Origin of the sequence: Bradyrhizobium lablabi, from assembly GCF_018131005.1 — a bacterium.
In the GTDB taxonomy this organism is placed as follows: domain Bacteria; phylum Pseudomonadota; class Alphaproteobacteria; order Rhizobiales; family Xanthobacteraceae; genus Bradyrhizobium; species Bradyrhizobium lablabi_D.
In genome coordinates this window covers 966,502-990,736 of record NZ_JAFCJK010000001.1, presented here as the reverse complement: position 1 = coordinate 990,736, position 24,235 = coordinate 966,502, and the positions used below count along the sequence as shown (strand labels likewise).

At 62.6% G+C, this 24,235-nt stretch carries 26 protein-coding genes; 12 read left to right on the top strand and 14 right to left on the bottom strand.

Features of this window, described 5'->3' with window-relative positions:
• Positions 1 to 79 precede the first annotated feature (79 nt).
• The 6 genes from JQ553_RS04615 to hisB form a co-directional block, all read right to left on the bottom strand.
• A complete protein-coding gene (locus tag JQ553_RS04615; RefSeq protein ID WP_212498668.1) occupies positions 80 to 403 on the bottom strand; it encodes a phosphoribosyl-ATP diphosphatase in 324 nt (107 codons plus the stop codon).
• A 146-nt stretch (positions 404 to 549) separates the two neighbouring features.
• Entirely contained in the window at positions 550 to 1,326 is a 777-nt protein-coding gene (gene hisF, locus JQ553_RS04610) for an imidazole glycerol phosphate synthase subunit HisF (protein ID WP_212498667.1), read from the bottom strand.
• A gap of 109 nt (positions 1,327 to 1,435) precedes the next feature.
• Positions 1,436 to 2,167, bottom strand: a complete 732-nt coding sequence (hisA, locus tag JQ553_RS04605) for a 1-(5-phosphoribosyl)-5-[(5-phosphoribosylamino)methylideneamino]imidazole-4-carboxamide isomerase (protein ID WP_212498666.1) — start codon at positions 2,165 to 2,167, stop codon at positions 1,436 to 1,438.
• Positions 2,164 to 2,814, bottom strand: coding sequence for an imidazole glycerol phosphate synthase subunit HisH (gene hisH / locus JQ553_RS04600; protein WP_212498665.1), 651 nt, complete (start codon positions 2,812 to 2,814; stop codon positions 2,164 to 2,166). Before hisH ends, hisA begins: the two co-directional genes overlap by 4 nt.
• Positions 2,811 to 3,344, bottom strand: coding sequence for a DUF2628 domain-containing protein (locus JQ553_RS04595; RefSeq protein WP_212498664.1), 534 nt, complete (start codon positions 3,342 to 3,344; stop codon positions 2,811 to 2,813). The genes hisH and JQ553_RS04595 overlap by 4 nt, the downstream gene beginning before the upstream one ends.
• Positions 3,345 to 3,428: 84 nt before the next feature.
• Positions 3,429 to 4,022, bottom strand: coding sequence for an imidazoleglycerol-phosphate dehydratase HisB (hisB, locus tag JQ553_RS04590; RefSeq protein ID WP_212498663.1), 594 nt, complete (start codon positions 4,020 to 4,022; stop codon positions 3,429 to 3,431).
• 170 nt (positions 4,023 to 4,192) lie between these two features.
• On the opposite strand from hisB, the gene hslV reads away from it, so the two are divergent.
• The 4 genes from hslV (at position 4,193) to JQ553_RS04570 (ending at position 7,883) form a co-directional block, all read left to right on the top strand.
• The gene (hslV, locus tag JQ553_RS04585) at positions 4,193 to 4,750 is read left to right on the top strand and encodes an ATP-dependent protease subunit HslV (RefSeq protein WP_212498662.1); all 558 of its coding nucleotides are present in this window, start codon (positions 4,193 to 4,195) and stop codon (positions 4,748 to 4,750) included.
• A gap of 2 nt (positions 4,751 to 4,752) precedes the next feature.
• On the top strand, positions 4,753 to 5,238 hold the full coding sequence (locus tag JQ553_RS04580) for a GNAT family N-acetyltransferase (protein ID WP_212498661.1): 486 nt from the start codon (positions 4,753 to 4,755) through the stop codon (positions 5,236 to 5,238).
• A gap of 63 nt (positions 5,239 to 5,301) precedes the next feature.
• Positions 5,302 to 6,603, top strand: coding sequence for an ATP-dependent protease ATPase subunit HslU (gene hslU / locus JQ553_RS04575; protein WP_212498660.1), 1,302 nt, complete (start codon positions 5,302 to 5,304; stop codon positions 6,601 to 6,603).
• Between the two features lie 149 nt (positions 6,604 to 6,752).
• Positions 6,753 to 7,883, top strand: a complete 1,131-nt coding sequence (locus JQ553_RS04570; RefSeq protein WP_409363025.1) for a hypothetical protein — start codon at positions 6,753 to 6,755, stop codon at positions 7,881 to 7,883.
• A gap of 2 nt (positions 7,884 to 7,885) precedes the next feature.
• Here the strand turns inward: JQ553_RS04570 and JQ553_RS04565 are convergent, their stop codons facing one another.
• Genes JQ553_RS04565 through JQ553_RS04555 form a run of 3 tightly spaced genes read right to left on the bottom strand, consistent with a single transcriptional unit; the run spans position 7,886 to position 10,654 of the window.
• Entirely contained in the window at positions 7,886 to 8,467 is a 582-nt protein-coding gene (locus JQ553_RS04565) for a Smr/MutS family protein (protein ID WP_212498659.1), read from the bottom strand.
• Positions 8,464 to 9,897, bottom strand: a complete 1,434-nt coding sequence (locus tag JQ553_RS04560) for a murein transglycosylase A (protein ID WP_249143981.1) — start codon at positions 9,895 to 9,897, stop codon at positions 8,464 to 8,466. The genes JQ553_RS04565 and JQ553_RS04560 overlap by 4 nt, the downstream gene beginning before the upstream one ends.
• Positions 9,898 to 9,946: 49 nt before the next feature.
• Positions 9,947 to 10,654: a Tim44/TimA family putative adaptor protein gene (locus JQ553_RS04555; RefSeq protein ID WP_212498657.1), complete on the bottom strand. Its 708-nt coding sequence runs from the start codon at positions 10,652 to 10,654 to the stop codon at positions 9,947 to 9,949.
• A gap of 418 nt (positions 10,655 to 11,072) precedes the next feature.
• On the opposite strand from JQ553_RS04555, the gene secB reads away from it, so the two are divergent.
• A complete protein-coding gene (gene secB, locus JQ553_RS04550; RefSeq protein WP_212498656.1) occupies positions 11,073 to 11,561 on the top strand; it encodes a protein-export chaperone SecB in 489 nt (162 codons plus the stop codon).
• A 3-nt stretch (positions 11,562 to 11,564) separates the two neighbouring features.
• On the opposite strand, the gene dnaQ is transcribed toward secB, so the two are convergent.
• Genes dnaQ through JQ553_RS04530 form a run of 4 tightly spaced genes read right to left on the bottom strand, consistent with a single transcriptional unit; the run spans position 11,565 to position 14,396 of the window.
• The gene (dnaQ, locus tag JQ553_RS04545; RefSeq protein WP_212498655.1) at positions 11,565 to 12,284 is read right to left on the bottom strand and encodes a DNA polymerase III subunit epsilon; all 720 of its coding nucleotides are present in this window, start codon (positions 12,282 to 12,284) and stop codon (positions 11,565 to 11,567) included.
• A gap of 27 nt (positions 12,285 to 12,311) precedes the next feature.
• On the bottom strand, positions 12,312 to 12,911 hold the full coding sequence (coaE, locus tag JQ553_RS04540; RefSeq protein WP_212498654.1) for a dephospho-CoA kinase: 600 nt from the start codon (positions 12,909 to 12,911) through the stop codon (positions 12,312 to 12,314).
• Between the two features lie 29 nt (positions 12,912 to 12,940).
• Positions 12,941 to 13,549, bottom strand: coding sequence for a Maf family protein (locus JQ553_RS04535; RefSeq protein WP_212498653.1), 609 nt, complete (start codon positions 13,547 to 13,549; stop codon positions 12,941 to 12,943).
• Positions 13,550 to 13,559: 10 nt separating this feature from the next.
• On the bottom strand, positions 13,560 to 14,396 hold the full coding sequence (locus JQ553_RS04530) for a pyruvate, water dikinase regulatory protein (protein ID WP_212498652.1): 837 nt from the start codon (positions 14,394 to 14,396) through the stop codon (positions 13,560 to 13,562).
• Between the two features lie 442 nt (positions 14,397 to 14,838).
• Between JQ553_RS04530 and hemJ the strand changes: the two genes are divergently transcribed.
• From hemJ to JQ553_RS04495, 7 genes are all read left to right on the top strand, one after another.
• Positions 14,839 to 15,261 (top strand): protoporphyrinogen oxidase HemJ, encoded by a 423-nt coding sequence (gene hemJ, locus JQ553_RS04525; protein ID WP_212498651.1) that lies wholly within the window; start codon positions 14,839 to 14,841, stop codon positions 15,259 to 15,261.
• 252 nt (positions 15,262 to 15,513) lie between these two features.
• On the top strand, positions 15,514 to 16,779 hold the full coding sequence (rho, locus tag JQ553_RS04520) for a transcription termination factor Rho (RefSeq protein ID WP_212498650.1): 1,266 nt from the start codon (positions 15,514 to 15,516) through the stop codon (positions 16,777 to 16,779).
• A 304-nt stretch (positions 16,780 to 17,083) separates the two neighbouring features.
• Positions 17,084 to 18,418, top strand: coding sequence for a tRNA uridine-5-carboxymethylaminomethyl(34) synthesis GTPase MnmE (gene mnmE / locus JQ553_RS04515; RefSeq protein WP_212498649.1), 1,335 nt, complete (start codon positions 17,084 to 17,086; stop codon positions 18,416 to 18,418).
• A 212-nt stretch (positions 18,419 to 18,630) separates the two neighbouring features.
• Positions 18,631 to 20,514: a tRNA uridine-5-carboxymethylaminomethyl(34) synthesis enzyme MnmG gene (gene mnmG / locus JQ553_RS04510; protein ID WP_212498648.1), complete on the top strand. Its 1,884-nt coding sequence runs from the start codon at positions 18,631 to 18,633 to the stop codon at positions 20,512 to 20,514.
• An 84-nt stretch (positions 20,515 to 20,598) separates the two neighbouring features.
• Positions 20,599 to 21,243, top strand: a complete 645-nt coding sequence (rsmG, locus tag JQ553_RS04505; protein ID WP_212498647.1) for a 16S rRNA (guanine(527)-N(7))-methyltransferase RsmG — start codon at positions 20,599 to 20,601, stop codon at positions 21,241 to 21,243.
• 31 nt (positions 21,244 to 21,274) lie between these two features.
• Entirely contained in the window at positions 21,275 to 22,126 is an 852-nt protein-coding gene (locus JQ553_RS04500; RefSeq protein WP_212498646.1) for a ParA family protein, read from the top strand.
• A 138-nt stretch (positions 22,127 to 22,264) separates the two neighbouring features.
• Positions 22,265 to 23,146, top strand: a complete 882-nt coding sequence (locus tag JQ553_RS04495; protein ID WP_212498645.1) for a ParB/RepB/Spo0J family partition protein — start codon at positions 22,265 to 22,267, stop codon at positions 23,144 to 23,146.
• 59 nt (positions 23,147 to 23,205) lie between these two features.
• On the opposite strand, the gene holA is transcribed toward JQ553_RS04495, so the two are convergent.
• A complete protein-coding gene (gene holA / locus JQ553_RS04490; protein ID WP_212498644.1) occupies positions 23,206 to 24,234 on the bottom strand; it encodes a DNA polymerase III subunit delta in 1,029 nt (342 codons plus the stop codon).
• Position 24,235: the final 1 nt, after the last annotated feature.

The following is a 24,235-nucleotide window of genomic DNA, read 5'->3' as shown; positions in this document are numbered from 1 at the left end:
TCAATCACATGCGCTGAAGTGCGATAGGCGCTTCAGCCCTTTGTTTGAGCATGATGCTTTCGAACAAATCGATCATGCTCTAGTCGCACTTCCGCGACGCCTTCTCTTCCAGTCCGGACATCGACGTGCGCTTCTCCAGCGCGGCCTCGACGTCTTCCAGCTTCACGCCACGTGACTTCAGCAGAACCAGCAGGTGAAACACGAGATCGGCAGTCTCGGCGATGAGGTGGTCACGATCGTTCTCGATCGCGGCGATCACCGTTTCGATGGCCTCCTCGCCCAGCTTCTTCGCGCAATGCTCTGCGCCCTTGTCAAGCAGCTTGCGGGTATAGGACGCCTCGCCGCCCGTCGCAGCGCGGGCATCGATGGTAGCGGCCAGATCATGGACCGTGAAACGCGACATCAACTCAACTCAGACACATGCTCCGGCACCCGCTGGGCGCCATCCCCAAGGTGGGGGCTTAGCATTTTTGTGACAAGGAGTCCTCACTCACTCCGTTTCAGTGTGGTCTTCTCGGAAAACGAGTTTCCACTTTTCCGGACCGCGCGCTAGGGATCGAGGCGCATCGGCAGGCCGGCCCGCGCCATATGCTCCTTGGCTTGGCGGATGGTAAATTCGCCAAAATGGAAGATCGAGGCGGCCAGCACGGCGGTGGCGTGACCCTCCCGGATGCCGTCGACCAGATGGTCGAGATGGCCGACGCCGCCCGAGGCGATGACCGGTACGGAGACACTGTCGGCAATCGCCCGGGTCAGCGGCAGGTCGAAGCCCTGGCGCGTTCCGTCGCGGTCCATCGAGGTCAGCAGGATTTCTCCGGCACCGAGGGCGACCACTTCCTGGGCATATTCCATGGCGTCGATCCCGGTCGAATTGCGCCCGCCATGGGTGAAGATTTCCCAGCGGTCCGACCCGGCGGCGCGCTTGACCCGCTTGGCGTCGATGGCGACTACGATGCACTGCTCACCAAACTTCTCGGCCGCTTCCTTCACGAACTCGCGACGGCTGACTGCCGCAGAATTGATCGAGACCTTGTCGGCCCCTGAACGCAGCAGGGTCTTGATGTCGTCGACCGTGCGGACCCCGCCGCCCACGGTCAGCGGCATGAAGCAGGCTTCCGCCGTCCGCCGCACCACGTCCAGCATGATGCCGCGGTTCTCGTGGCTGGCGGTGATGTCGAGAAAGGTGAGTTCGTCGGCGCCGGCGGCGTCATAGGCAACCGCCGCCTCCACGGGATCGCCGGCGTCGCGCAGGTCGACGAAATTGACCCCCTTGACCACGCGCCCGTCCTTGACGTCGAGACAGGGGATCACGCGAACCTTGAACATGACTTTCTCCTATAGCGTTTTCGAGCGAAGTGCTTACCGGTTCGCGTGACGAAAACGCGTCCAAACAGGAATCCAGAGCTTCGGTTTCGATTCAATCAGGACCGAAGCTCTAGGCTGCGTTGCGCATCAATTGAAGCGCCGCTGCGGGATCAAGCCGTCCGTCATAGAGGGCGCGTCCAACGATTGCGCCGGCGAGTTTCCGGGCGCGCGGCTCAAGCAGCGCCTTGACGTCTTCAATCGAGGCGAAGCCGCCGGAGGCAATCACTGGAATCGAAACGCGCTCTGCCAGAGCAATCGTCGCATCGAGGTTGAGGCCCTTGAGCAGGCCGTCACGCGCAATGTCGGTGAAGACGATCGCGGCGACGCCGGCATCCTCGAATCGCTGCGCAATGTCGAGCGCGGTCACTTGTGAGGTCTCGGCCCAGCCCTCGACCGCGACCTTGCCATCGCGCGCATCGAGGCCAACCGCGACGCGGCCGGGGAATTTCCTCGCCGCGCCCTTCACGAGTTCGGGATCGCGCACCGCCGCGGTGCCGATGATCACGCGCGTGATGCCCTTATCGAGCCAGGCCTCGATGGTCTTGAGATCGCGGATGCCGCCGCCAAGCTGCACCGGCACGCTGACGGCCTCGAGCATTGCTTCGACCGCATGCGCGTTCATCGGCTTGCCGGCAAATGCGCCATCGAGATCGACGACGTGCAGATATTCAAAACCCTGCGCAGTGAAGGCGCGGGCCTGCGCGGCGGGATCGAGATTGAACACGGTGGCGCGCGCCATGTCGCCCTGCTCCAGGCGCACGCACTGGCCGTTCTTCAGGTCGACCGCGGGAAACAGGATCACGGCTTCCACTTCAGAAAGTTTGAGATCAACGCCAGCCCGAAGCGCTGACTCTTCTCGGGGTGAAACTGTGTGCCGATCGCGGTGTCCTTGCTGACGATCGCGGTGACCGGCCCGCCATAGTCGGCGCGCGCCAGCACGTCGGCCTCGTTGGTGGCGTTGAGGTGATAGGAGTGGACGAAGTAGGCATGGCGGCCCTTCGGCCCGAGAGGCAGCCGTTCCAGCACCGGATGCTCGCGGACAAGATCGAGCGTGTTCCAGCCCATATGCGGAATCTTCAACTCTTCGTCACGCGGCGTGATCTTCTCGACGTCACCTGCAATCCAGTTGAAGCCGTCGGTGACGACATGCTCCTTGCCGCGCGTCGCCATCAACTGCATGCCGACGCAGATACCGAAGAACGGCCGCGCCTTGACGCGCACCGCTTCGGTCAGCGCTTCCAGCATCCCGTTGACCGCATCGACGCCGCGGCGGCAATCGGCGAAGGCGCCGACCCCGGGGAGCACGATCCGGTCGGCGCGATACACCGCGTCGGGATCACGCGTTACCATGATCCTCTGCGGATCCTCCATGCCGCGCGCGGCGCGCTCGAAGGCCTTGGCCGCCGAATGCAGATTGCCGGAGCCGTAATCGATGATGGCAACGCTCATCGCGACCCTCCTCCTGGTTCGGGAAACAATCCGATAATGCCGCCCTGCGGCAGCGGCGGTGGCTTCGAGAACGGCTGGCCCGGAACGCTCCGCGTCGGCGGCGGCGCGCCGCGATCGACCGACCATTGGTCATTGACGATGCCGCGATGTCGCGCGGCCCACCGATCGAAGAAGCGCCGTTCGGCAGTTTCTTCGTCGTCGGCAACGACGATATCGAGTTCGCGCCATCTGCCGCGCGATAGCGTCCAACGCTGCAGGCTCGCCGCCTCAAGCCCAATCAGTATTGCCAACACCAAATCGACGAAGAAGATCGTGGCGGCGCCGACGCCGAGCTTGGCGAGGCCGACATCGATGAGAACGGTCAGCAGGATCCAGCCGATCAGCGCCAGCCACAGGCGATGCCAGGCGAACCATATCACGCTCGCGACCGCAGCCCAGAAATGAAAGCCGTCGCGCACGAAGGTGAACTGGTCGGTCGCCGCGAGATTGGCGCCGTTCGCCACGGGGGCATGCACTGTGTAGACCGGCATCGGGAACTCCGCCGCAATAATCTCTCATGTTTGAGCATGGTCTCTCCGGAAAACCGCTATCCTTTTCCGGATCATGCTTCAGAATCAGCCGCCGAGCTGACCCTTCGTCGAGGGCACTTCGCCCTGGGCGCGTGGATCGATCGCGACCGCCGTACGAAGCGCCCTCGCCAAACCCTTGAAGCAGGATTCGGCGATATGATGGCTGTTCTCGCCATATAGGGTCTCGACGTGGAGAGTCACGCCTGCATTCATCGCGAACGCGTTGAACCATTCACGCACCAGTTCGCTGTCGAACTGACCGATCTTGTCGCGCGGAAAATCGACCCTGAACACAAGTACCGGACGGCCGGAAATGTCGATCACGACGCGCGACAGGGTCTCGTCCATCGGCATGTGGATCGAGGCATAGCGGGTGATGCCGGCCATGTTGCCGAGGGCCTGCTTGACGGCCTGCCCGAGCGCGATGCCGACGTCTTCGGTGGTGTGATGGTGATCGACATGCAGATCGCCATCCGCCTTGACGAAGATGTCGATGCGCGAGTGCCGGGCGAGAAGGTCAAGCATATGGTCGAAGAAGCCGATCCCGGTCGAAACCGTGGATACGCCTGCCCCGTCGAGGTTGACCGTCACCTCGATGTCGGTCTCCTTGGTCTTGCGCTTGATGGTTGCCGTGCGCATGAAAACGAACTTTCCCGTGCCGAAAAACGCCGGTCTTTTAACAGGCTGATGTCACCTTCGCTACGCCGAAAAGCCCGACTTCCGGGCATGGTGACCGGAAATCGGCGCCAAATCCGGCGATTGTAACCCTGCCCGCCAACCCTTAAATCTGGCCGAGCGAGAGGTACGCCATGCAAGCATCCCCAAATGAGCTGCCGGTCTGGCACGGCACCACGATCTGTACGGTCCGCAAGGGCGGCAAAGTCGTGATCGGCGGCGACGGCCAGGTCTCGGTCGGCCAGACCGTTATCAAGGCCAATGCCAAGAAGGTCCGCCGGATCGGCAAAGGCGACGTGATCGGCGGCTTTGCCGGCGCCACCGCCGATGCCTTCACCCTGTTCGAGCGGCTCGAGAGCAAGCTCGAGCAATATCCGGGGCAATTGACCCGGGCGGCGGTCGAACTTGCCAAGGACTGGCGCACGGACCGCTATCTGCGCCGGCTGGAAGCGATGATGATCGTGGCCGACAAGGACGTCTCGTTGGTCCTGACCGGCACCGGCGATGTGCTGGAGCCCGAGACCGGCGTGATGGCGATCGGCTCCGGCGGTAATTATGCGCTTGCGGCGGCCCGCGCCCTTATCGACACCGACAAGGACGCCGAAACCATCGTGCGCCGCGCGCTCGATATCGCCGCCGACATCTGCGTCTACACCAATCGTAACGTGACGATTGAGTCATTGGGCGGCTGAGCATGGCCGAACCGCACCGCTTCCGCCCGATGACAACGACCGACCTGCCGCAGATCAAGCGCTGGCTAGCTTTGTCGCATGTCCGAGAGTGGTGGGGCGATCCGGCTGAGCAATATGCCCTGGTCAGCGGTGACCTTGACGAGCCGGCGATGGATCAGTTCATCGTCGCAACCAGCGACGGCGATATCGGCTACATCCAGTGCTACGAGCTGACGGCGTGGAATACAGGCTTCGGTGCGCATCCAGTGGGCACCCGGGGCATCGATCTCTTCATCGGCGAACCGGACATGATCGGGCACGGCCGCGGCTCGGCGCTGATCCGCGCATTCGTCGACGAGCGGTTGGCGCAAAGGGTGCCGCGCGTGGTGACCGATCCCGATCCGGTCAATGCGCGGGCGGTCCGCGCCTATGAGAAGGCGGGTTTTCATAAGGTGGGGATGGTCGATACACCGGACGGACCGTCGCTATTGATGATCCGCGACAGATGATCTTGACGCCGCAGGCGCGGAACAGCGCTTGCCGACAGAGTTTTTTCAACCTAGCTAGAGCACATGACCGACTTCTCCCCCCGCGAAATCGTCTCCGAACTTGACCGCTTCATCGTCGGCCAAGCCGACGCCAAGCGCGCCGTGTCGATCGCCCTGCGCAATCGCTGGCGGCGGCTCCAGCTTGCTGGTTCCCTCCGTGAGGAGGTTCTGCCCAAGAACATCCTGATGATCGGGCCAACCGGCGTCGGCAAGACCGAGATCGCGCGGCGGCTGGCCAAGCTCGCGAGTGCGCCATTCCTCAAGGTCGAGGCCACCAAGTTCACCGAGGTCGGCTATGTCGGCCGCGACGTCGAGCAGATCATCCGCGACCTTGTCGAGGTCGCGATCGTGCAAGTGCGCGAACGCAAGCGCAAGGACGTGCAGGCCCGCGCCCAGCTCGCCGCCGAAGAGCGCGTGCTGGACGCGCTGGTCGGCCCGGCATCGAGCGCGGCGACACGCGAGTCGTTCCGCAGGAAATTGCGCGCCGGAGAACTCAACGACAAGGAAATCGAGATCGAGACGCAGTCGTCCGCCGGCTTGCCGATGTTCGAGATTCCCGGCATGCCGGGCGCCCAGATGGGCGCGGTTTCGCTCGGCGACATCTTCGGCAAGTTGGGCGGCCGCACCAAGACGCGGCGGCTGACGGTCGAAGGCTCGCACGAGATCCTCGTCAACGAGGAATCCGACAAGCTGCTCGACACCGACCAGGTGGTGATGGACGCAATCAGCGCGGTCGAGAACAACGGCATCGTTTTCCTCGACGAGATCGACAAGATCTGCGTGCGCGAGAACCGTGTCGGCGGCGACGTCTCGCGCGAGGGTGTGCAGCGCGACCTGCTGCCATTGATCGAGGGCACCACGGTCTCGACCAAGCATGGCGCCGTGAAGACCGATCACATCCTGTTCATCGCCTCGGGCGCATTCCATATCGCAAAGCCCTCCGACCTGCTGCCGGAGCTGCAGGGCCGGCTGCCGATCCGCGTCGAGCTGCAGGCGCTGAGCCGCGACGACATGCGCCGGATCCTGACCGAACCCGAGGCGTCGCTGATCAAGCAGTACGTCGCCTTGATGAAGACCGAGGGCGTGACACTCGAGGTCACCGATAGCGCCATCGACGCACTGGCGGATATCGCGGTCGCCGTCAATTCGACTGTCGAGAACATCGGAGCGCGGCGGCTCCAGACCGTGATGGAGCGGGTGCTGGACGACATCTCTTTCACTGCCGCCGACCGCAGCGGCGAGACCATCAACATCGACGCCGACTACGTGACCAAGCACGTCGGCGATCTCGCCAAGAACACCGATCTCAGCCGGTTCATTTTGTAAGCTTTGCAGCTAAGATCGTCGTCCCTGCGAAGATCTGGGACCCATAACCGCCGGCGACCATCGTTGAACCAGGTAGCAGCCCCAGACTTCGCAAAGCGCAAGCCGGTGGTTATGGGTCCCGGCCCGCGCTCCGCTTGGCCGGGGCGACGATGAATTTGAATTGGCGGGTCTGGGAAAACCCCTGGCGATTGATGCTGGTCGTCAATGCGGCCGTCATGCTCGGGGTATTGCTGCACAAGATAGCGCTGCCGCCCTACGTCCCCTACATCCACCTGCTGGTCGACTATCATTACGGCTTCACCAAGCGCGCGCTGATCGGCGCCATCGTCGCGCTGTTCACCGACAAGGTACCGGTGTGGCTCGTGTTTGCGCTCGCCGGCGCGATCTGGCTCATCACGCTCGGCCTGTTCTTGAAATTGTTCCGCCGTACATTTGGCCTCGGCGACGCCCAATTGCCGCTATTCGTGTTCACCGCGGGATCGCCGTTCTTCCTGAAGAATTTCATGCACACGCTCGGCCATTTCGACATCTATGGCTGCGCACTGGCGATCATCCTGCTGCTGATCCCGGCGCGCTCGATCGCCTATGTGATCGTCGCGACGTTGTTCTCGATCGTGCTGATCCTGATCCACCACATCAATCTTCTGATGTACGTGCCGACCATCGCGGCGATCGTGCTGCTGCGCTTCTACCTGGTGCACGGCGTGACGCAGCGTAACGTTGCTGTCGGGATCGGTGCGCTTGCAGCCGTCGGCATCCTGTTCCTGGTGGCGCAATTCGCGGGCACGGTCGACGTGCCCTATGACGAATTCCTCCGTCACCTGCGGAGCAGGATGGCCGATGCATCGCGGACTGACCTGCTGGCATTCGGTTACATCTGGTACCAGCCGCTGTCGAAGGAAATTGCGGACACCTGGACGCGCATGCCTTCGAACATCCTGGGCGTTCCGGTGTTCGGGCTGTTGATCTGGCTGCACACGCCGCTCTGGCGCTATTTCGCCCGGCTGATCGGCGCGCTTGCAATCGAGCTGCACCGCCGGATCGTGCTCTCCGCGATTATTATGATCAGCGCCGGCTATCTCGTGATGTTCGTGATCGTGTTCGACTATTCGCGCTGGATTTCGAACTGGGCGGTCTGCATGTTCTTGATACTGCACGTGGTGAAGATGCTGCCGTCGTCAAAGGACGTGCCGCTGATTCCGTCAGACGATCGCGGCACGACGATGTTTGGCTGGGTCGTCACCCTGATTCCGCGCGTCGGGGTCGTGCGGCCGTTCTAACCTTATGCGCGAGCGCGGCGGACACGCACGTACAGCGCACCCTCGCCGCCATGGCCGATATGCGCTTCCTCGAAGCCGACCACCAGCGAACGGAACTCCGGCAGGCTCAGCCATTCCGGCACCTGGCGCCGCAGTACGCCGCGCTCGGAACCGCCGACCTTGCCCTTGCCGGTGATCACGAGCACGAAGGTGAACCCGTCAATGTGGGCACGCTGCAGGAAGGCGAACAGCGCGCGATGCGCGCGTGTTTGCGTCATGCCGTGAAGATCGAGCCGGGCGTCGATCTCCTGCCGGCCGCGCGAAAGTTTTGCGCGATCGCGGCGGCCGATCGGCGCGAGCGGTGGCATCTGCGGCGCCGACGCGGCCTTGGCGAACGCTTCGGATTTGACCGGTACGGGCTTTGCCGCGACGTGATGCGTCGCGGGCTCATGGGATGTCGCATGCGGCTTGGCGGCGGCCGATCTCTTGCGCAACGGTTTTACGTGTTTCGCCACGCTGTCCCACAGCGCGCGTTCCTCATCGCTCAGGGCGCGCTTGCGCCTCAAGGGCATGGACACATCGGGAATCGACGTGGGACGTTTCATCGGTAGCGGTAATACTGGTAACGCCGATGGCGGCGCGTCTCGCGTGGCGGAGTGATGCTGGGCCGGGCCTCCGGCAGTGGCACCGGCTTTGCCACAGTCCCCGCCTGCGCGACAGGGGTCGTTGTCGGCGCAGGCTTGTCCTTATGCGGGTCGCTCTGCGGATACAGTTTTGCGATCTTTTCCGACGGCCGCTCGTCAGGCACCGGCAGCTTGCGGGCCCGCTCCATGGGATCGAGGCTCTTCGGCACCAGCATGACGAACCGCATGGTGTGCCGCAGCCGGCCCGATACTTTTCCGGCATCGGCGCCGGCGCCGAAATAGAGATCGGCGCGCGCCGGGCCTGTTATCGCCGAACCAGTGTCCTGCGCGATCATCAGGCGGTGGAACGGCGTCTTCGACAATTCGGAGTCGATCGGCAGCTCGCCCTCGATGAAGAACGGCGTGCCATAGACATGAAGTGCCTTGTCGACCGCGATCGAGCGGCCCGGTGTCAGTGGCACGCCCTGGGCACCGACCGCCTCGTCCTTGTCGGAGAGCTGCACCTCGCGGAAGAAGATGTAGGAACGGTTCTGCCGCCGCAGTTCCTGCGCGCCGTCCGGATTCTGCTCCATCCACTCCCTGATCTTCTGCATCGACATCTGCTCCTTCGGGATGATGCCGCGGTCGATCAGGATGCGGCCGACCGGTGTGTAGGAATAGCCATTGTGGGCATCGTAGTTGAGACGCAGCGTGGTTCCGTCATCGAGCCTGATTCGCGCCGAGCCCTGGATTTGTGCGAACAACAGGTCGGTCTGGTTCTTCAACCAGCAGATTTCCAGCCCGCGGCCGGCGATCGCGCCGTCCTCGATCTCGGCACGGTCGTAATAGGGCACGAGCTTGCGGCGGCCGATCTTGCGGAAAACCTGGCCCTTGTTGGGCAGGCCGGTCGAACTCTGCCTGGCGCCCCGCACGAACAGGTTGGACGGACGGCGGTAGACCGGAACATTGTAGACGTCGGTTTGGATCCGCGAGCCCTCCAGCACCGGCTCGTAGTAGCCGGTGACAAACCCCTCGCCTTCGCCAAGCCGCGAGATGCGCAAGGGCACGAAGTTCCGCTCGAAGAAATCCCTCGCCTTGGCATTGTCGGTGATATCGAGTCCCCTGGCGATCCGGCATGGGTCTCGCAGCGAGCTTCCGAGCGCTTTTGCGTCCGCGGACACGCCCTGCTCGGCTACGATCGGCCTGCAGCTGGTGCGGAATGTTCTGTAGGCGGCGAGATGATCGTCGTCGCTCCAGCCTGCAACCCTCGCCCAGGTGAGCGGTTCATACTGGCCGCCGGTGACCTGCAACGGCAGTTCCAGCTGCGGATAAGGAAGCTGCCGCGTGTGAGGCGCGGGCAAGGCGTGCCGCCTCAATTTGTAGCGGGCGGCTAGCGCTTCGGTCGAGCACAGTAGCGCGAGCGCAAGACACGCAACGGCGAGGCGCCCGTAGCGAGGATCTTTAGTGGGCGCTTCCGGTACCAACCAGCTTCCAGTTCGGATCGCGGGAAGTCGAGTCGCGTGCGAATGTCCAGATATCGGTAATGTCGGCAACCTTGTCCGGATTGCCGTCGACGATCGTGCCCGCCTTGTCGCGCGTGACAGAGATCATTTGCGACACGAACCGCACCGTGAGCTGGATCTGGCGGTCGCGTGCTTCCGCGCTGACGATCTCGGCCTTGTCGATCGACACGAACCGCGTCTCAGTCTTCTGCTCGTGCTTTTCGCGATCCTTGATCGCGGCCTCGAAGCTGTCATAGACCTCGCTCGACAGCAGATCCTTCAGTGCGCGGCGGTCGCCATTGGCAAAGGCGAGCACGATCATCTCGTAGGCGCTGCGGGCGCCTGAAAGGAAATGCCGCGGATCGAACGAGGAGTCCTGCGCGAAAACTGCATCGAGGCCCTGCGCCAGCGGCGTGCCCGGCTCGGCAACGCCCTTCCAGCGATCAGACGCGGGGGCGGGCTCCGCGGTCGGCGCCATGGGTGGCTGATCAATGACAGAGCCCGGCATGGGGGCGACGTTATTATTATCCTGACTGCGCTGCACGACGGTGGGCGCGGCGCGATCATAGGGAGGCCGCTCGCTTCCGGTGCGCTGTCCGAGGACGCTGCGCAGGCGCAAGAAGATGAACACGGCCAGCGCCAGGAAGATGATGGTGTAGATATCCACGTCGTATTCGCTTTCTGGTCTCTGCCGGCAACCGGCCGGCCGTCGAAACGTTCCCGGTCGGGAACGGCAGAGATTAGATCACCGATTCAGTGAGCAGCATGTAAGTATGAAACTATGCCCGGCCAATGGCGCTTTTTGGCACGGGCAATTGTAGCGCGTTTTACAGACCAGAGGAAACCCGTTCCTGCCCGGAAATGGCGCATGTTCAATAATTTAGGAAGCTGTTAAGGGATTGGTGGGCCCTTTGCTGCGTCCTGCGCGGAATCGCCTGTGGTCCCGGCCGGCGTTCCCTCGTCGTCCTTGTGGACCAAGCCGGGCCTATGATAGCCACTCGCCCGGCATCGGTTTTCCAACACCCTTACGCGCGCCTTCGGACATCAGCCTGTCCCCTGAGCGCCCGCGCTCCAGGAGACATTTCATGACCAACGGTAATGGCGGCCCCGTCGAACAAGCCCCTCCCCAGCTCAACGTGCTGGCGCAATACACCAAGGATCTGTCGTTCGAGAACCCGAACGCACCGGCTTCCCTCGGCCCGCAACAACAGCAACCGGCGATCAATATTCAGATCAATGTCTCGGCCAACAATCTCGCGGAAAACGAGTTCGAGGTCATTCTGTCGGTCGAGGGCAAGGCTGAAGGCGCCGGCAAGGTGATGTTCAGCTTCGATCTCGCCTACGCGGGCGTGTTCCGGATCGTGAACGTGCCGAAGGAGAACCTGCACCCGCTCGTCATGATCGAGTGCCCTCGGCTGCTGTTCCCGTTCGCGCGCGAGATCATCGCGACCGCGGTCCGCGACGGCGGTTTCCCGCCCTTGATGCTGGATCCGGTCGATTTCGTCGGCCTCTACCGGCAGAATATTGAGCGGCAGGCTGCCGCCCAGGCCGCCTCTGGCGTCAAGCCGAGCTAAAACTCAGGCCGCAGGTAGGGCAACCGGCGCCGGCGGCAGATATTCGTTCCAGATCGGCTTGTCGCCCAGGGTCGCGACAAAGGCTCGGTGCGCCTCACGGTCGGCATCGCTGACCCGCGACGCCAACGGAACCTCGCGCTGGCGCCGCGGCATATCGCCATGGCTGCCAACGCGTGCGTCTGATGTCTCCGACGCCAGAATGAGCTGCGACTGCCGCGCTCCAATCAGATCGATATAGACTTCGGCCAGCAGTTCGGCATCGAGCAGCGCGCCGTGCCTGGTGCGTCGGGAATTGTCGATCGAATAGCGTGAGCAGAGATCGTCGAGCCGGTTCGACACGCCCGGATGCTTGCGGCGCGCCAAGAGCAGCGTGTCGATCAGCCGGTCCTTCACAATCACCGGTCGCTTGATGCGGTCGAGCTCGGCATTGATGAAACTGACGTCGAACGACGCATTGTGGATCACCAGCGGCGTATCGGCGATGAAGGCCAGGAATTCGTCGACCACCTCGCTGAACAGCGGCTTGCTGGCGAGGAATTCGGTCGAGAGGCCATGCACGGCGAACGCTTCGGCCGGCATGTCGCGCTCGGGATTGATGTAGACGTGGTAGGTCTGGCCGGTCGGCATGCGGTTGAAGATCTCGATGCAGCCGATCTCGACCAGCCGGTCGCCGCGCAGCGGATCGAGGCCTGTGGTTTCGGTATCGAGAACAATTTCACGCATGTGTTGAAGCGACCAGGAAGCGGCGAATCAGGCGCGCCGTTTCGGCATCTTAGCAACCTCATAGAGGATGTCGCGGATGCGCGCCCGCACCGGATCAAGTCCGTGCGAGGTATCCACTATGAAATCCGCGCGTTTTCGTTTCTCGGCATCCGGCATCTGTCGCGCAATGATGGCTTCAAGCTTGTCCGCGTCCATGGTGCCGCGCGCCAGCACACGCTCGCGCTGCAGCTCCGGCGCGGTCGTGACGACAACGACGGCATCGACGCGCTTCTCACCGCCGGTCTCGAACAGCAGCGGCACGTCGACAACGACGACGGGCGCGCCGGCTGATTCCGCATCGGCAAAGAATTTCTGGCGTGACGCGCTGAGCATCGGGTGAACGATCTCTTCCAGTTGCTTCATTGCCGCGGGATCGTGCACCACGCGCGCGGAAAGTTTGGCGCGGTCGACCTTGCCGGCGGCGGTGGTGCCGGGAAAGGCAGCCTCGATCGCGGGCGCCGCCTCGCCCCCATATAATTGATGCACGGCCGCGTCGGCGTCATACACGGGCACGCCGGCCTCCGCGAACAGCTTTGCGGTGGTGGATTTTCCCATACCGATCGAGCCGGTCAGTCCAACGATCAGCATCGGATCAGCATCTTTCCGTCGAGAGCATCTCACACCGCCAGCAGATTCGCGCCGCGCAGGAACGCAAGCAACGACAACAGCGGCAGGCCAAGAATGGTGAAATGGTCGCCCTCGATCCGCTCGAACAAGTGTACGCCGAGGCCTTCGAGCTGATAGGCGCCGACGCTGGTCATCACCGCCGCTCCGGCCTGGTCAAGATAGGCCTCGATCTCGCCATCATCGAGCCGCCGCATCGACATGCGCGCGATGCTGATATCCAGGAACAGTATCCTGCCGTCGCGCGCAACTGCAACAGACGAGTGCAGCTCGTGCACTTCACCGGCAAGCAATCGCAGTTGCTCGGCGGCCTGCGCGCGGTGGGCCGGCTTGGTGAACAGCCGTCGCCCCAGAGAGAGCGTCTGATCGGCGCCCACGACATACTGCCCGGGCTTTTGCGTCGAGATAAACAGCGCCTTTTCACTCGCCAGCAGCGAGGCAATTTCGCCCGGCGCCGAGAGACCGGAATTCGCCTGCACCGCGCGCTCGTCGATGTCGGCCGGCAGCGCTTCGAAATCGAGGCCGGCATTCTCCAGCAACATTTTCCGCGCGCGGCTTTGCGACGCAAGAATCAGCTTCTGTTGTCCGCGCCAGATGCTCATCGCTAGGTGATCATTCCGGCGGCCGCGCCCGCTGCCGGTCGGCATAGAGCTTCATCACAGCCGCCGCCGTTTCCTCGATCGAGCGCCGCGTCACGTCGAGCAGCGCCCAATTGAATCTTGCGCTCAACCGCCGTGCGAACGCGACCTCATCGGCTACCGCCTGCCTGTCGATATAGGTGTCGTTATCGCGGTCGCCCATGCTCAGCAGACGATTCTGCCGGACCTGGATCAGGCGTTCCGGCGTCGCGTGCAGGCTGACGACCAACGGTTTCTTCAGATTCTCGAGCTGGTGCGGCAACGGAATGCCCGGCACCAATGGAACATTGGCCGTGCGGATGCCGCGGTTGGCGAGATAGATCGAGGTCGGCGTCTTCGACGTGCGTGACACGCCGACCAGAACGACGTCGGCCTCCTCGAGGCCTTCGACATGCTGACCGTCGTCATGCATCATCGTGTAGTTCAGCGCGTCGATGCGGCGGAAGTATTCCGCGTTGAGCACATGCTGTGCGCCAACGCGACCCGTGGTCGCGGCACCCAGATAGGCCTCGAACAACTGCATCACCGGCCCGATGATCGACAGGCTCGGAACGTTGATCTCCTTGCACTTGGCTTCGAGCCGGCCGACCAGATCTTTCTCAAGCAGCGTGAACAGCACGATGCCGGGCGATTCCTCGATCTCGTCGAGCACGCGGTCGAGCTGCTTCTGGCTGCGCACCAGGGGATAGACATGCTCGACCGCCGTCACGTTGGCGTATTGCGCGGCGACCGCGCGCGCCACCGTGATCAGCGTCTCGCCGGTCGAGTCAGACACCAGATGCAGATGAAAATAGTTCGAGCTCGTTGGCACCAAAACCCCTGTCTATCCTGTGAATCCTTGTGGAGGTCGGGGAGGAGAATCCGAGGCCGCCGCCCGGCTTCGGGATATCTCATCCCTTTCTTCACAGCACCCCGCAAAAGGACAAGTCGACATCATGGAGGCGATGATAGTGAGTAGGTGTGGATTTGTCTCTTCATAAGCTACTCACAGCGCCACGCAAACAATTGAGTCAAACTGCGTATTCCGGAAGACCGTACCTGCGCGCGAAAATGTTGAGGGATGTGAACAAACCTTCGGGAACGGCTGGATCGCGTTGCGTGAGTCCAATCCACCGTCATTCAAACTCAAACCCTAGATTCTAAAATTAATAGGTTTAGGAAAGGCGAGCTTGCGGATATGTATCCGTCCCTCGCTTGGCGAGTCTTGCTCGCAACGCCGAGATCGTCTGAACCGTTCCCCAAAAGGCTTCGCGATGTATGAGTGGATCAAGGCGCTGCACATCATTGCCGTCATCTCCTGGATGGCCGGCATGCTCTATCTGCCGCGACTGTTCGTCTATCATTGCGAGGCCGAGGTCGGCTCGAAGCAGTCCGAGACCTTCAAGGTGATGGAACGCCGGCTCTTGAAGGGGATCATCAACCCCGCGATGATCGTGACCTGGCTGGCGGGGCTGTACCTTGTCTGGGCCGGACACTGGTATTTGTCCGGCTGGTTTCACGCCAAGTTTACGCTGGTGCTCATTCTGTCTGCTTTCCACGGCTTTTTTTCCCGCTACGTCAAGGATTTTGCTGCCGACCGGAATCAGCGAAGTCAGAAATTCTATCGTATTATCAACGAGGTGCCGGCGGTTCTCATGATCGTCATCGTCATCCTGGTAGTCATCAAACCCTTCTAGGCGGCGCGATGCTCAAGAACCAGGCTTCAGTCCTTCTTGCGCAGTAGCGAGCGATTTTCTATATAAGGGTTATCCCACCCCACGCAGGCGGATGTGGTTGCGTTCCGGTCCCTTTTGGGCCGGCCGCCGCATCAGGTTTGAAGCCCCAACGGCACTTTCCTGGCTGAGACCTGCGGACCTTCCTTTGGCGTCCGCTTTTTCCGAAGCCACCTCGCATCCCTTCCTTACTTACTGCCTCACAGGACTACCCCAATGCGGGAAATCAAACTCCAGGACCTCAAATCGAAAACGCCGGCCGAGCTCGTCTCGTTTGCGGAAGAGAACGGGGTCGAAAATGCCAGCACCATGCGCAAGCAGGAGCTGATGTTCGCTATCCTCAAGCAGCTTGCGGCGGCCGAAACCGACATCGTCGGCGAGGGCGTTGTCGAGGTGTTGTCGGACGGTTTCGGTTTCCTTCGGTCGCCCGACGCGAATTACCTGCCCGGCCCCGACGACATCTATGTCTCGCCCTCGCAAATCCGGCGATTTGGCTTGCGCACCGGCGATACGATCGAGGGTCACATCCGCAGTCCGAAAGAAGGCGAACGCTATTTCGCGCTGCTCAAGGTGAACACGCTCAATTTCGAAGATCCGGAAAAGTCCAAGCACAAGGTCAATTTCGACAACCTCACGCCGCTATTCCCAAATCAGCGATTCCGGATGGAACTTGAGGACTCCACCAAGAAAGACCTTTCTGCAAGGGTGATCGACATTGTCGCACCGATAGGCAAGGGCCAGCGCGCCCTGATCGTGGCCCCGCCGCGCACCGGCAAGACGGTGCTGATGCAGAACATCGCGCACTCGATTACCGCCAATCATCCCGAATGCTATCTGATCGTGCTCTTGATCGACGAGCGTCCGGAGGAAGTCACCGACATGCAGCGATCGGTGAAGGGCGAGGTGGTGTCATCGACCTTTGACGAGCCTGCCGTCCGTCACGTCCAGGTGGCCGAGATGGTAATCGAGAAGGCCAAGCGGCTCGTCGAGCACGGCCGCGACGTCGTGATCCTGCTCGATTCGATCACGCGCCTTGGCCGCGCCTACAACACCGTAGTGCCGTCATCGGGCAAGGTCCTGACCGGCGGTGTCGACGCTAATGCGCTGCAGCGGCCGAAACGGTTCTTCGGTGCCGCACGTAACATCGAGGAGGGCGGTTCGCTGACCATCATCGCGACCGCACTGGTCGATACCGGCAGCCGCATGGACGAAGTCATCTTCGAAGAGTTCAAGGGCACCGGCAATTCCGAGCTGATCCTCGACCGCAAGGTGTCTGACAAGCGGACCTTCCCGGCGATCGACATTTCGCGATCCGGCACCCGCAAGGAGGAGCTGATCACGGACCCACAGGTCTTGAAGAAGATGTATGTGCTCCGACGCATCCTCAATCCGATGGGCACGATGGACGCCATCGACTTCCTGCTCGACAAGCTGCGGAACACGAAGAGCAACTCCGAGTTCTTCGATTCCATGAATACGTAAGGCCTCGGGGCTGTAGAGGAGGGGCGCCTCGCGGAAACGAGGCGCCCTTGTATGTTGCGGTCTTTGCTGCAGCAAAGTGCAGCATAAAGGAGATCCTACGCCATCTTGGCGTCTATTTATGTTATTGAAATTTATAACTATTTCCTCTTTTCGACATTGCTCTGGCCGAACTTGCGCAACAGACTACCGCGCGCCCAAGGCTGGTTAAGCCTGGCTAAGCTTCAGCTATATTGCATTGCGATATGGGGAACCTCTGCCAAATAGAACTGCATTGCCTTTGCTACGGCAGCGGAACAAATAGGCCATGCATCCGCGCGACCAAACCATCTTTGCCTTGTCCTCTGGCCGACCACCCAGCGCAATTGCCATCGTCAGAGTCTCTGGGCCAATGGCCGAGCAGGTCGTCGCAACGCTTGCAGGCCGGGTGCCGGTCCCGCGAATGGCGACCCGCGCTCTGCTGCACGATTTGGGTGAACAGCCGATCGACGATGCCGTCGCCTTGTGGTTTCCGGGTCCGGCCAGCGCAACCGGTGAGGACGTCGCCGAGTTTCATGTCCATGGCGGACGCGCGGTGCTTGCGGCGATGTTCGGGGCGCTCGCCGCGTTCGACAATGTGCGTCCGGCCGAGCCCGGCGAATTCACGCGTCGCGCATTCGAGAATGGCAAGCTCGACTTGACCGAGGCCGAAGGTCTCGACGATCTCATCCATGCGGACACCGACCGCCAGCGTCGCCAGGCGTTGCGCCAGTTGAAAGGTCTGCTCGGCGATCGGGCGCGCGATTGGCGTGAGCAGATCATCGCCGCGTCGGCGCTGATTGAAGCCGGCATCGATTTTTCCGACGAAGGGGACGTTCCCGCCGAATTGATTGCGCCGGCCCTGGCAAAGATCAGGGCACTGCTTGGCGAGATTCAGGAAGTCCTTGCAGGGCAGGGTCAAGGTGAACGCCTGCGCGACGGTCTCGTGGTCGCGATCGCCGGCCCGCCTAATGTCGGCAAGTCGACGTTGATCAATCAACTCGCCCGGCGCGAGGTCGCGATCGTTTCCCCGCATGCCGGCACCACGCGCGACGTGATCGAGGTGCAGCTTGATCTCGACGGCTATCCCGTTACCGTGATCGACACCGCCGGCATTCGCGAGACCGACGATCCCGTCGAGCAGGAGGGCGTGCGGCGTGCCTGCGCCCGCGCGGCCGAGGCGGATCTCGTGCTGTGGTTGGCGGACAGCGCAGGAGAGGGCGGCGCGAGGGAAGGGGGCGCGCCGGTCTGGCTGGTGCGGAATAAGATCGATCTCGTTGGCGCACGATCAATCGGACCAGCCGAGAAGAGTGCGCGGCCAGAGTTCTGGATATCGGCTGCCCGCGGCGATGGCATACCCGAGCTGATCACCGGTTTAGTCGGCTTCGCACATGATTTTTTCGGAAGCGGCGAGGGCGGCTTGATCAGCCGGACGCGGCAACGCAAATTGCTGCAGGACACAGCCGATTCGCTCCGCCGCGGCATCGAAGTGGTCGGGCAGGGCGAGGAGCTCACGGCCGAGGAGCTTCGCAGGGCAGTCATGTCCCTTGGACGGCTGCTTGGCCGGGTTGATGTCGAAGACATCCTCGACGCTATCTTCCACCAGTTTTGCGTAGGAAAGTAATATTACTTCGTTCTGAGCATGGTTCCGAACCGCTCATTAGTTGCGCGACGCCAACTTGTTTCACGTGAAACACAACGTAGCTGCTTCGTTCCAAGCTGAGGCAAGCAATCCATATCTGCACGTGACCGCTTGATCGGATCACCCGTGCTCCGGACAATGAGGTTTGCAACTTATTTCTTCCGGCTTTCATCACTCCGCGATAGAAGTCCGCCATGAATTCTCGGGCAGATTTGTTTGACGTCATCGTCATCGGCGGCGGCCATGCGGGCTGCGAGGCAGCGAGCGCGGCTGCCCGGATGGGCGCGCAAACGGCACTCGTGACCCATCGCTTTTCGACCGTTGGCGTGATGTCCTGCAATCCCGCGATCGGCGGGCTTGGCAAGGGTCATCTGGTCCGCGAGGTCGACGCCCTGGACGGTCTTATGGGCCGCGTTGCCGATGCCGGCGGCATTCAGTTCCGAATGCTCAATCGGCGAAAGGGCCCTGCGGTGCGCGGACCGCGTGCCCAGGCCGACCGGAAGCTCTATGCCGCCGCGATGCAGGCCGCGATCTCAGAGGCCAACAATTTGGCCGTGATTGAAGGCGAGGCCGACGAACTCGCGGTAACCGACGGCCGCGTCACAGGCATTCGTTTGGCCGGTGGCCGCCAACTCTCAGCAGGCGCTGTCGTGATTACGACCGGCACGTTTCTGCGGGGTTTGATCCATCTCGGCGAGAAGAATTGGCCTGCGGGTCGGGTCGGGGAGGCGCCTGTCATGGGCCTTTCAGCCTCCTTCGAGCGGGCTGGGTTTACGTTGGGCCGGCTCAAGACCGGCACGCCGCCGCGCCTGGACGGCAGCACGATCGACTGGTCCGGGGTGGAAATGCAGCCCGGGGATGAGCCGCCGGAGCCGTTTTCGGTGATGACCGAACGCATCACGACCCCGCAGATTGAGTGTGGCATCACCCGGACCACGCCGGCGACCCATGAGGTGATCAGGGCCAACGTCCATCGCTCGCCGATGTATTCGGGCCAGATCAAGAGCACCGGACCGCGCTATTGTCCCTCGATAGAGGATAAGATCGTTCGTTTCGGTGACCGGGATGGCCACCAGATCTTCCTTGAACCGGAAGGGCTCGACGACACGACGGTCTATCCGAACGGCATCTCGACCTCGCTCCCGGAGGAGGTCCAGCTTGCGATCCTGGCTTCGATTCCCGGTCTTGAGCGCGTGAAGATGGTGCGGCCGGGATACGCGATCGAATACGACCATGTTGATCCGCGTGAACTCGATCCGACCCTGCAGACCAAACGTCTCCAGGGACTTTTCCTGGCCGGCCAGATCAATGGGACCACGGGATATGAGGAGGCGGCAGGGCAGGGCATTGTCGCAGGTCTCAACGCAGCATTGGCCGCCAGTGGTGCCGATCCGATCGTGCTCGACCGGGCTGATGGTTATCTCGGTGTGATGATCGACGACCTGGTGACCCGTGGGATCACCGAGCCCTATCGCATGTTCACCTCACGCGCCGAATATCGGCTGACGCTGCGGGCCGACAACGCCGACCAGAGGCTCACTGACCGGGGCATTGAGCTCGGATGTGTCAGCGCGGCCCGTTCGGGTCGCCACCGTGCCAAGATGGCGGCGCTAGATGCGGCGAGGACGCTGGCGAAGTCGCTGTCGATCACGCCCAACGAAGCCGCGAAGTACGGCCTTGCGCTCAACCGCGACGGCCATCGCAGGACAGCCTTCGAGCTTTTGGCCTATCCCGAAGTCGAGTGGGCCGCGGTTCAGGCGATCTGGCCGGAGCTGTCATCGATCGCCCCGGCGATATCAGTGCATCTCGAGATCGACGCCAAGTACGATGTCTATCTGAAGCGCCAGACCGCTGACGTTGATGCTTTCAGGCGTGACGAAGGTCTCATCCTAGCCGACATCGACTATGCCGACGTGCCTGGTCTTTCAAACGAGGCGCGCGCCAAGCTGCAGAAGGCGCGGCCACGGACAGTCGGGCAAGCGAGCCGGATCGACGGCATGACTCCGGCCGCGCTTGGTATCCTCGCAGCCTATCTGCGGCGCGAGGCTCGGCGGAAGGGAGCAAAGGCGTCTGCGTGATGTTTCACGTGAAACGGCGCCGGTGTCCCGGCGTCGTTGGACAGATCGACGCCGATCGGTGATATCGGATTGACGGCTACACGCATGGGCTCACCCATCCCCCCCGCTGACAAGGCTGCGGCCCTCGCCCTGACCCCTGTTAGAAATGAAACGGAGGCGCGGCTGGAGCGCTATGTCGCACTTCTGTTGGAGTGGCAGGCCAAGACCAATCTCGTTGCGCCCTCCACGCTGCCTAATCTCTGGACCCGTCATATCTCGGACTCGCTGCAGCTTTTGAACCACGCGCCGTCGGCGAAGTCCTGGGTTGATCTCGGCAGCGGCGGCGGCTTTCCCGGGATTGTGCTGGCCTGCGCTTTGGCCGAGACACCGGGCGCATCGGTCCATCTGGTGGAGCGAATCGCCAAGAAGGCGGCCTTCCTCCGCGAGGCGATTCGTGTGACGAGGTCGCCGGGGACGGTGCATTTGGCTGATATCGGGGATATTGTGGACAGAATCACCGACCCCATCGATTGCGTCACCGCGCGGGCTCTCGCGCCGTTACATCAACTGATCGGCTTCGCTGAGCCATGGGTGAGAAAGGGTGCAAAAGCTCTGTTTCTCAAGGGTCAAGATGTAGAGGCGGAATTGACCGAGGCCACTAAATATTGGAAAATTGAACCAGAACTTCATGCCAGCCGCAGCGGCGGACACGGTTGGATCGTCGAACTCGGGTCAATCGAGCGGCGCTAGGGGATTCCGCAACAGCAAACGGTATTTTGGCATGACTGTGATGGACGAGGTTTATCAGGAGGACAGGACGCCGCAGCCGACCGGCCATCCGCGCATTCTGTCGCTCGCCAACCAGAAGGGTGGGGTCGGCAAGACAACCACAGCGATCAATCTCGGCACGGCACTCGCGGCAATTGGCGAGCGTGTGTTGGTCGTCGACCTCGACCCGCAGGGCAACGCCTCGACCGGCCTCGGCATCGATCGCCGCAATCGTAGTTGCTCGACCTATGACGTATTGATCGGCGAAGCGCCGCTGCGCGATGCGGTGGTCGCGACCGCGGTACCGCGGCTGCACATCGCGGCCTCCACCATGGATCTGTCCGGCCTCGAGCTCGAGCTCGGCGCCACGCCAGGCCGCGCGTTCCGCCTGCGCGACGCGATCTCCGCGTTGAACACCAATGTCTCGCCGGACTCCGACTACACCTACGTGCTGATCGACTGCCCGCCGTCGCTCAATCTTCTCACCGTCAATGCGATGGCGGCGTCGGACGCGATCCTGGTGCCGCTGCAGTGCGAGTTCTTCGCGCTCGAAGGTCTGTCGCAATTGCTGCAGACGGTTGAGCAGGTGCGCTCGACGCTCAATCCGAACCTGTCGATCCACGGCATCGTGCTGACCATGTTCGACTCGCGCAACAACCTTTCCAATCAGGTCGTCGCCGACGTACGCCAGTTCATGGGAGCAAAGGTCTACAACACCATGATCCCGCGCAACGTCCGCATCTCGGAGGCGCCGTCGTACGGCAAGCCGGTCTTGGTCTACGATCTCAAATGCGTCGGCAGCGATGCCTACCTCAAGCTCGCCACCGAGGTGATTCAGCGCGAGCGCGAGTTGCGGACGTATTGAATGTAGCGTGGGCAAAGGCTTCTTCGCCGTGCCCGCCATCTTTTGCGCCGCTTGGTGGGCACGGATCGCCTTGCTCATCCTGCAATTCAAGATTCGAAGTCCGGAGTACTGCGAGTGAATCCAAGGGAGCTGGCAACAATGGCCGACGAAGCGCGTTCGCGACTGGGGCGCGGGCTTGCGAGTCTGATCGGGGATGTCGGCGGCGAGGCCGCGCATGTCGAACGGCCGCGCACGCAACGCAAGGTGCCGATCGAATTCCTCAAAGCCAATCCACGCAACCCGCGACGCAACTTCGCCGACGCCGAACTTGCCGAGCTCGCCGATTCCATCAAGCAGCGCGGTGTGATCCAGCCGATCGTGGTGCGCGCCATCAAGGGTGCGCAGGACCGCTACGAGATCATTGCGGGCGAGCGCCGCTGGCGCGCATCGCAGCTCGCCGGCCTCCACGAAGTGCCGATCGTGCCGATCGAGGTCAGCGATTCCGACGCACTCGAGATCATGATCATCGAAAACGTCCAGCGCGAAGATTTGAACGCGATGGAAGAGGCGCAGGGCTATCACGCGCTCGCCGACGAATTCAAACGCAGCCAGGAGGACATCGCCAAGATCGTCGGAAAGAGCCGCAGCCATGTCGCCAACATGATGCGGTTGACCAAGCTGCCGGCCGAGGTGCAGGCGCTGATTTCCAGGGGCGAGTTGTCCGCCGGTCATGCGCGTGCGCTGATCGGCGTGCCCGATCCGCTCGGCGCCGCAAAGCGCATCGTGGCCGAGGGCTTGAACGTCCGGCAGGCCGAGGCGTTGGCGCATGACGAAGGCGTTCCGGAACGCAAGCCGCAAAAAGCCCGCGGCGGTGCCGCCAAGGCAAAGGACCCGGACACCATCGCGCTCGAAAAGCGCGTCAGCGATGCACTCGGCCTCAACGTCACCGTCAACCATCGCGATCCCGGCGGGACCGTCCAGGTCAGCTACCGCAATCTCGAACAGCTCGACGAGGTGATGCGGCGGCTGGAAGGCGGCTAGCCCGGCGCCTCCCTTCGTCGCATTCGCGCCTCGCAGCGGCGGTACACGAAACACCGTTTCTATCCGCGCCGTCTTGCGTTCGCCGCGATCGACAGCAGCGCGCGTTGCGCGATCACGGCGGCCAGCGAAGCCTGCTTGCGCATGTCGAGGGCGGCGGTCGCAAGCTGATCGATGATGCCAACCAGCCGCGGCGCGCTGAAATTGCGCAGCGCGATCTCGACTGCATTCTTGCGCGAAAAGTGCAGTCGGGGAAATCCGCCCTCGAGCACGGCGCCGACGGGCGTGCCTTCGGCGACCGCGAGCGCCGATTTGTGCAGCCAAGCTGCCTGGCGCTGCGCGGCCGAGATGATCACGCCGGGATAGGTGCCTGCCACCATCGCCTTTGCGAATTCGCTCTCGACCAGCGCGGTGTTGCCGGCGAAGGCGCCGTCGACGATCGGATCAAGCTTCAATTCCGAGGCGTCGGACACCACCGTCATCACGTCGTCAAGCGTGATTTCGCCCTTGCCGTGGGCGAACAGCGTAAGCTTGCGCAGCTCGTTGCGCGAGGCCTGGCGGTCGCCGCCGAGCAGCGACGTCAGCACCGCGCGCGCATCCTGCGCCAGCCGCAGATTTGAAAGGCGCAGCTCGTCCTCGATCAGCTTGGCGAGATCGCGCTCGGTGTCGGGATAGCAGCCGATCGCCACCGCGTTCTTCGCGCGTTCGCAGGCCTTGCGGAGCGGCGATTCAGGGCGCAGATCGCCGGCCTCGATCACGATGCGGCAATCCTTCAACGGCGAATCTGCCAACGCATCGATGCCGCTCGCGAAGTTGCGGGAGCCGGCGCGCACGCGGATCGCGCGGCGGCCGCCGAACAGCGGCACCGTCATCGCTTCATCGACGAGGCGCGAGGGGTCGGCGGCGAGCTCGTCGCCATCGAGCCGCACCAGCGAGAACGGATCGTTCGGATCGTCGACCGCCGAGACCATCAGCGCTTCGGCGCGTTCACGCACGAGGCCGGCGTCCGGGCCGTAGAGCAGAATGATCGGGCGGCCGGCGTCAGGCCGGGCGAGAAAGCCGTCGATCTCTTTTCCGCGAAGCGCGACCAAT

Excerpts from the sequence above, each read along its gene's own strand:
- JQ553_RS04615 (WP_212498668.1), bottom strand. The coding sequence starts at position 403 with ATGTCGCGTTTCACGGTCCATGATCTGGCCGCTACCATCGATGCCCGC.
- hisF (WP_212498667.1), bottom strand. The coding sequence starts at position 1,326 with ATGTTCAAGGTTCGCGTGATCCCCTGTCTCGACGTCAAGGACGGGCGC.
- hisH (WP_212498665.1), bottom strand. The coding sequence starts at position 2,814 with ATGAGCGTTGCCATCATCGATTACGGCTCCGGCAATCTGCATTCGGCG.
- JQ553_RS04595 (WP_212498664.1), bottom strand. The coding sequence starts at position 3,344 with ATGCCGGTCTACACAGTGCATGCCCCCGTGGCGAACGGCGCCAATCTC.
- hisB (WP_212498663.1), bottom strand. The coding sequence starts at position 4,022 with ATGCGCACGGCAACCATCAAGCGCAAGACCAAGGAGACCGACATCGAG.
- hslV (WP_212498662.1), top strand. The coding sequence starts at position 4,193 with ATGCAAGCATCCCCAAATGAGCTGCCGGTCTGGCACGGCACCACGATC.
- JQ553_RS04580 (WP_212498661.1), top strand. The coding sequence starts at position 4,753 with ATGGCCGAACCGCACCGCTTCCGCCCGATGACAACGACCGACCTGCCG.
- hslU (WP_212498660.1), top strand. The coding sequence starts at position 5,302 with ATGACCGACTTCTCCCCCCGCGAAATCGTCTCCGAACTTGACCGCTTC.
- JQ553_RS04570 (WP_409363025.1), top strand. The coding sequence starts at position 6,753 with ATGAATTTGAATTGGCGGGTCTGGGAAAACCCCTGGCGATTGATGCTG.
- JQ553_RS04565 (WP_212498659.1), bottom strand. The coding sequence starts at position 8,467 with ATGAAACGTCCCACGTCGATTCCCGATGTGTCCATGCCCTTGAGGCGC.
- secB (WP_212498656.1), top strand. The coding sequence starts at position 11,073 with ATGACCAACGGTAATGGCGGCCCCGTCGAACAAGCCCCTCCCCAGCTC.
- dnaQ (WP_212498655.1), bottom strand. The coding sequence starts at position 12,284 with ATGCGTGAAATTGTTCTCGATACCGAAACCACAGGCCTCGATCCGCTG.
- coaE (WP_212498654.1), bottom strand. The coding sequence starts at position 12,911 with ATGCTGATCGTTGGACTGACCGGCTCGATCGGTATGGGAAAATCCACC.
- JQ553_RS04535 (WP_212498653.1), bottom strand. The coding sequence starts at position 13,549 with ATGAGCATCTGGCGCGGACAACAGAAGCTGATTCTTGCGTCGCAAAGC.
- hemJ (WP_212498651.1), top strand. The coding sequence starts at position 14,839 with ATGTATGAGTGGATCAAGGCGCTGCACATCATTGCCGTCATCTCCTGG.
- rho (WP_212498650.1), top strand. The coding sequence starts at position 15,514 with ATGCGGGAAATCAAACTCCAGGACCTCAAATCGAAAACGCCGGCCGAG.
- mnmE (WP_212498649.1), top strand. The coding sequence starts at position 17,084 with ATGCATCCGCGCGACCAAACCATCTTTGCCTTGTCCTCTGGCCGACCA.
- mnmG (WP_212498648.1), top strand. The coding sequence starts at position 18,631 with ATGAATTCTCGGGCAGATTTGTTTGACGTCATCGTCATCGGCGGCGGC.
- rsmG (WP_212498647.1), top strand. The coding sequence starts at position 20,599 with ATGGGCTCACCCATCCCCCCCGCTGACAAGGCTGCGGCCCTCGCCCTG.
- JQ553_RS04500 (WP_212498646.1), top strand. The coding sequence starts at position 21,275 with ATGACTGTGATGGACGAGGTTTATCAGGAGGACAGGACGCCGCAGCCG.
- JQ553_RS04495 (WP_212498645.1), top strand. The coding sequence starts at position 22,265 with ATGGCCGACGAAGCGCGTTCGCGACTGGGGCGCGGGCTTGCGAGTCTG.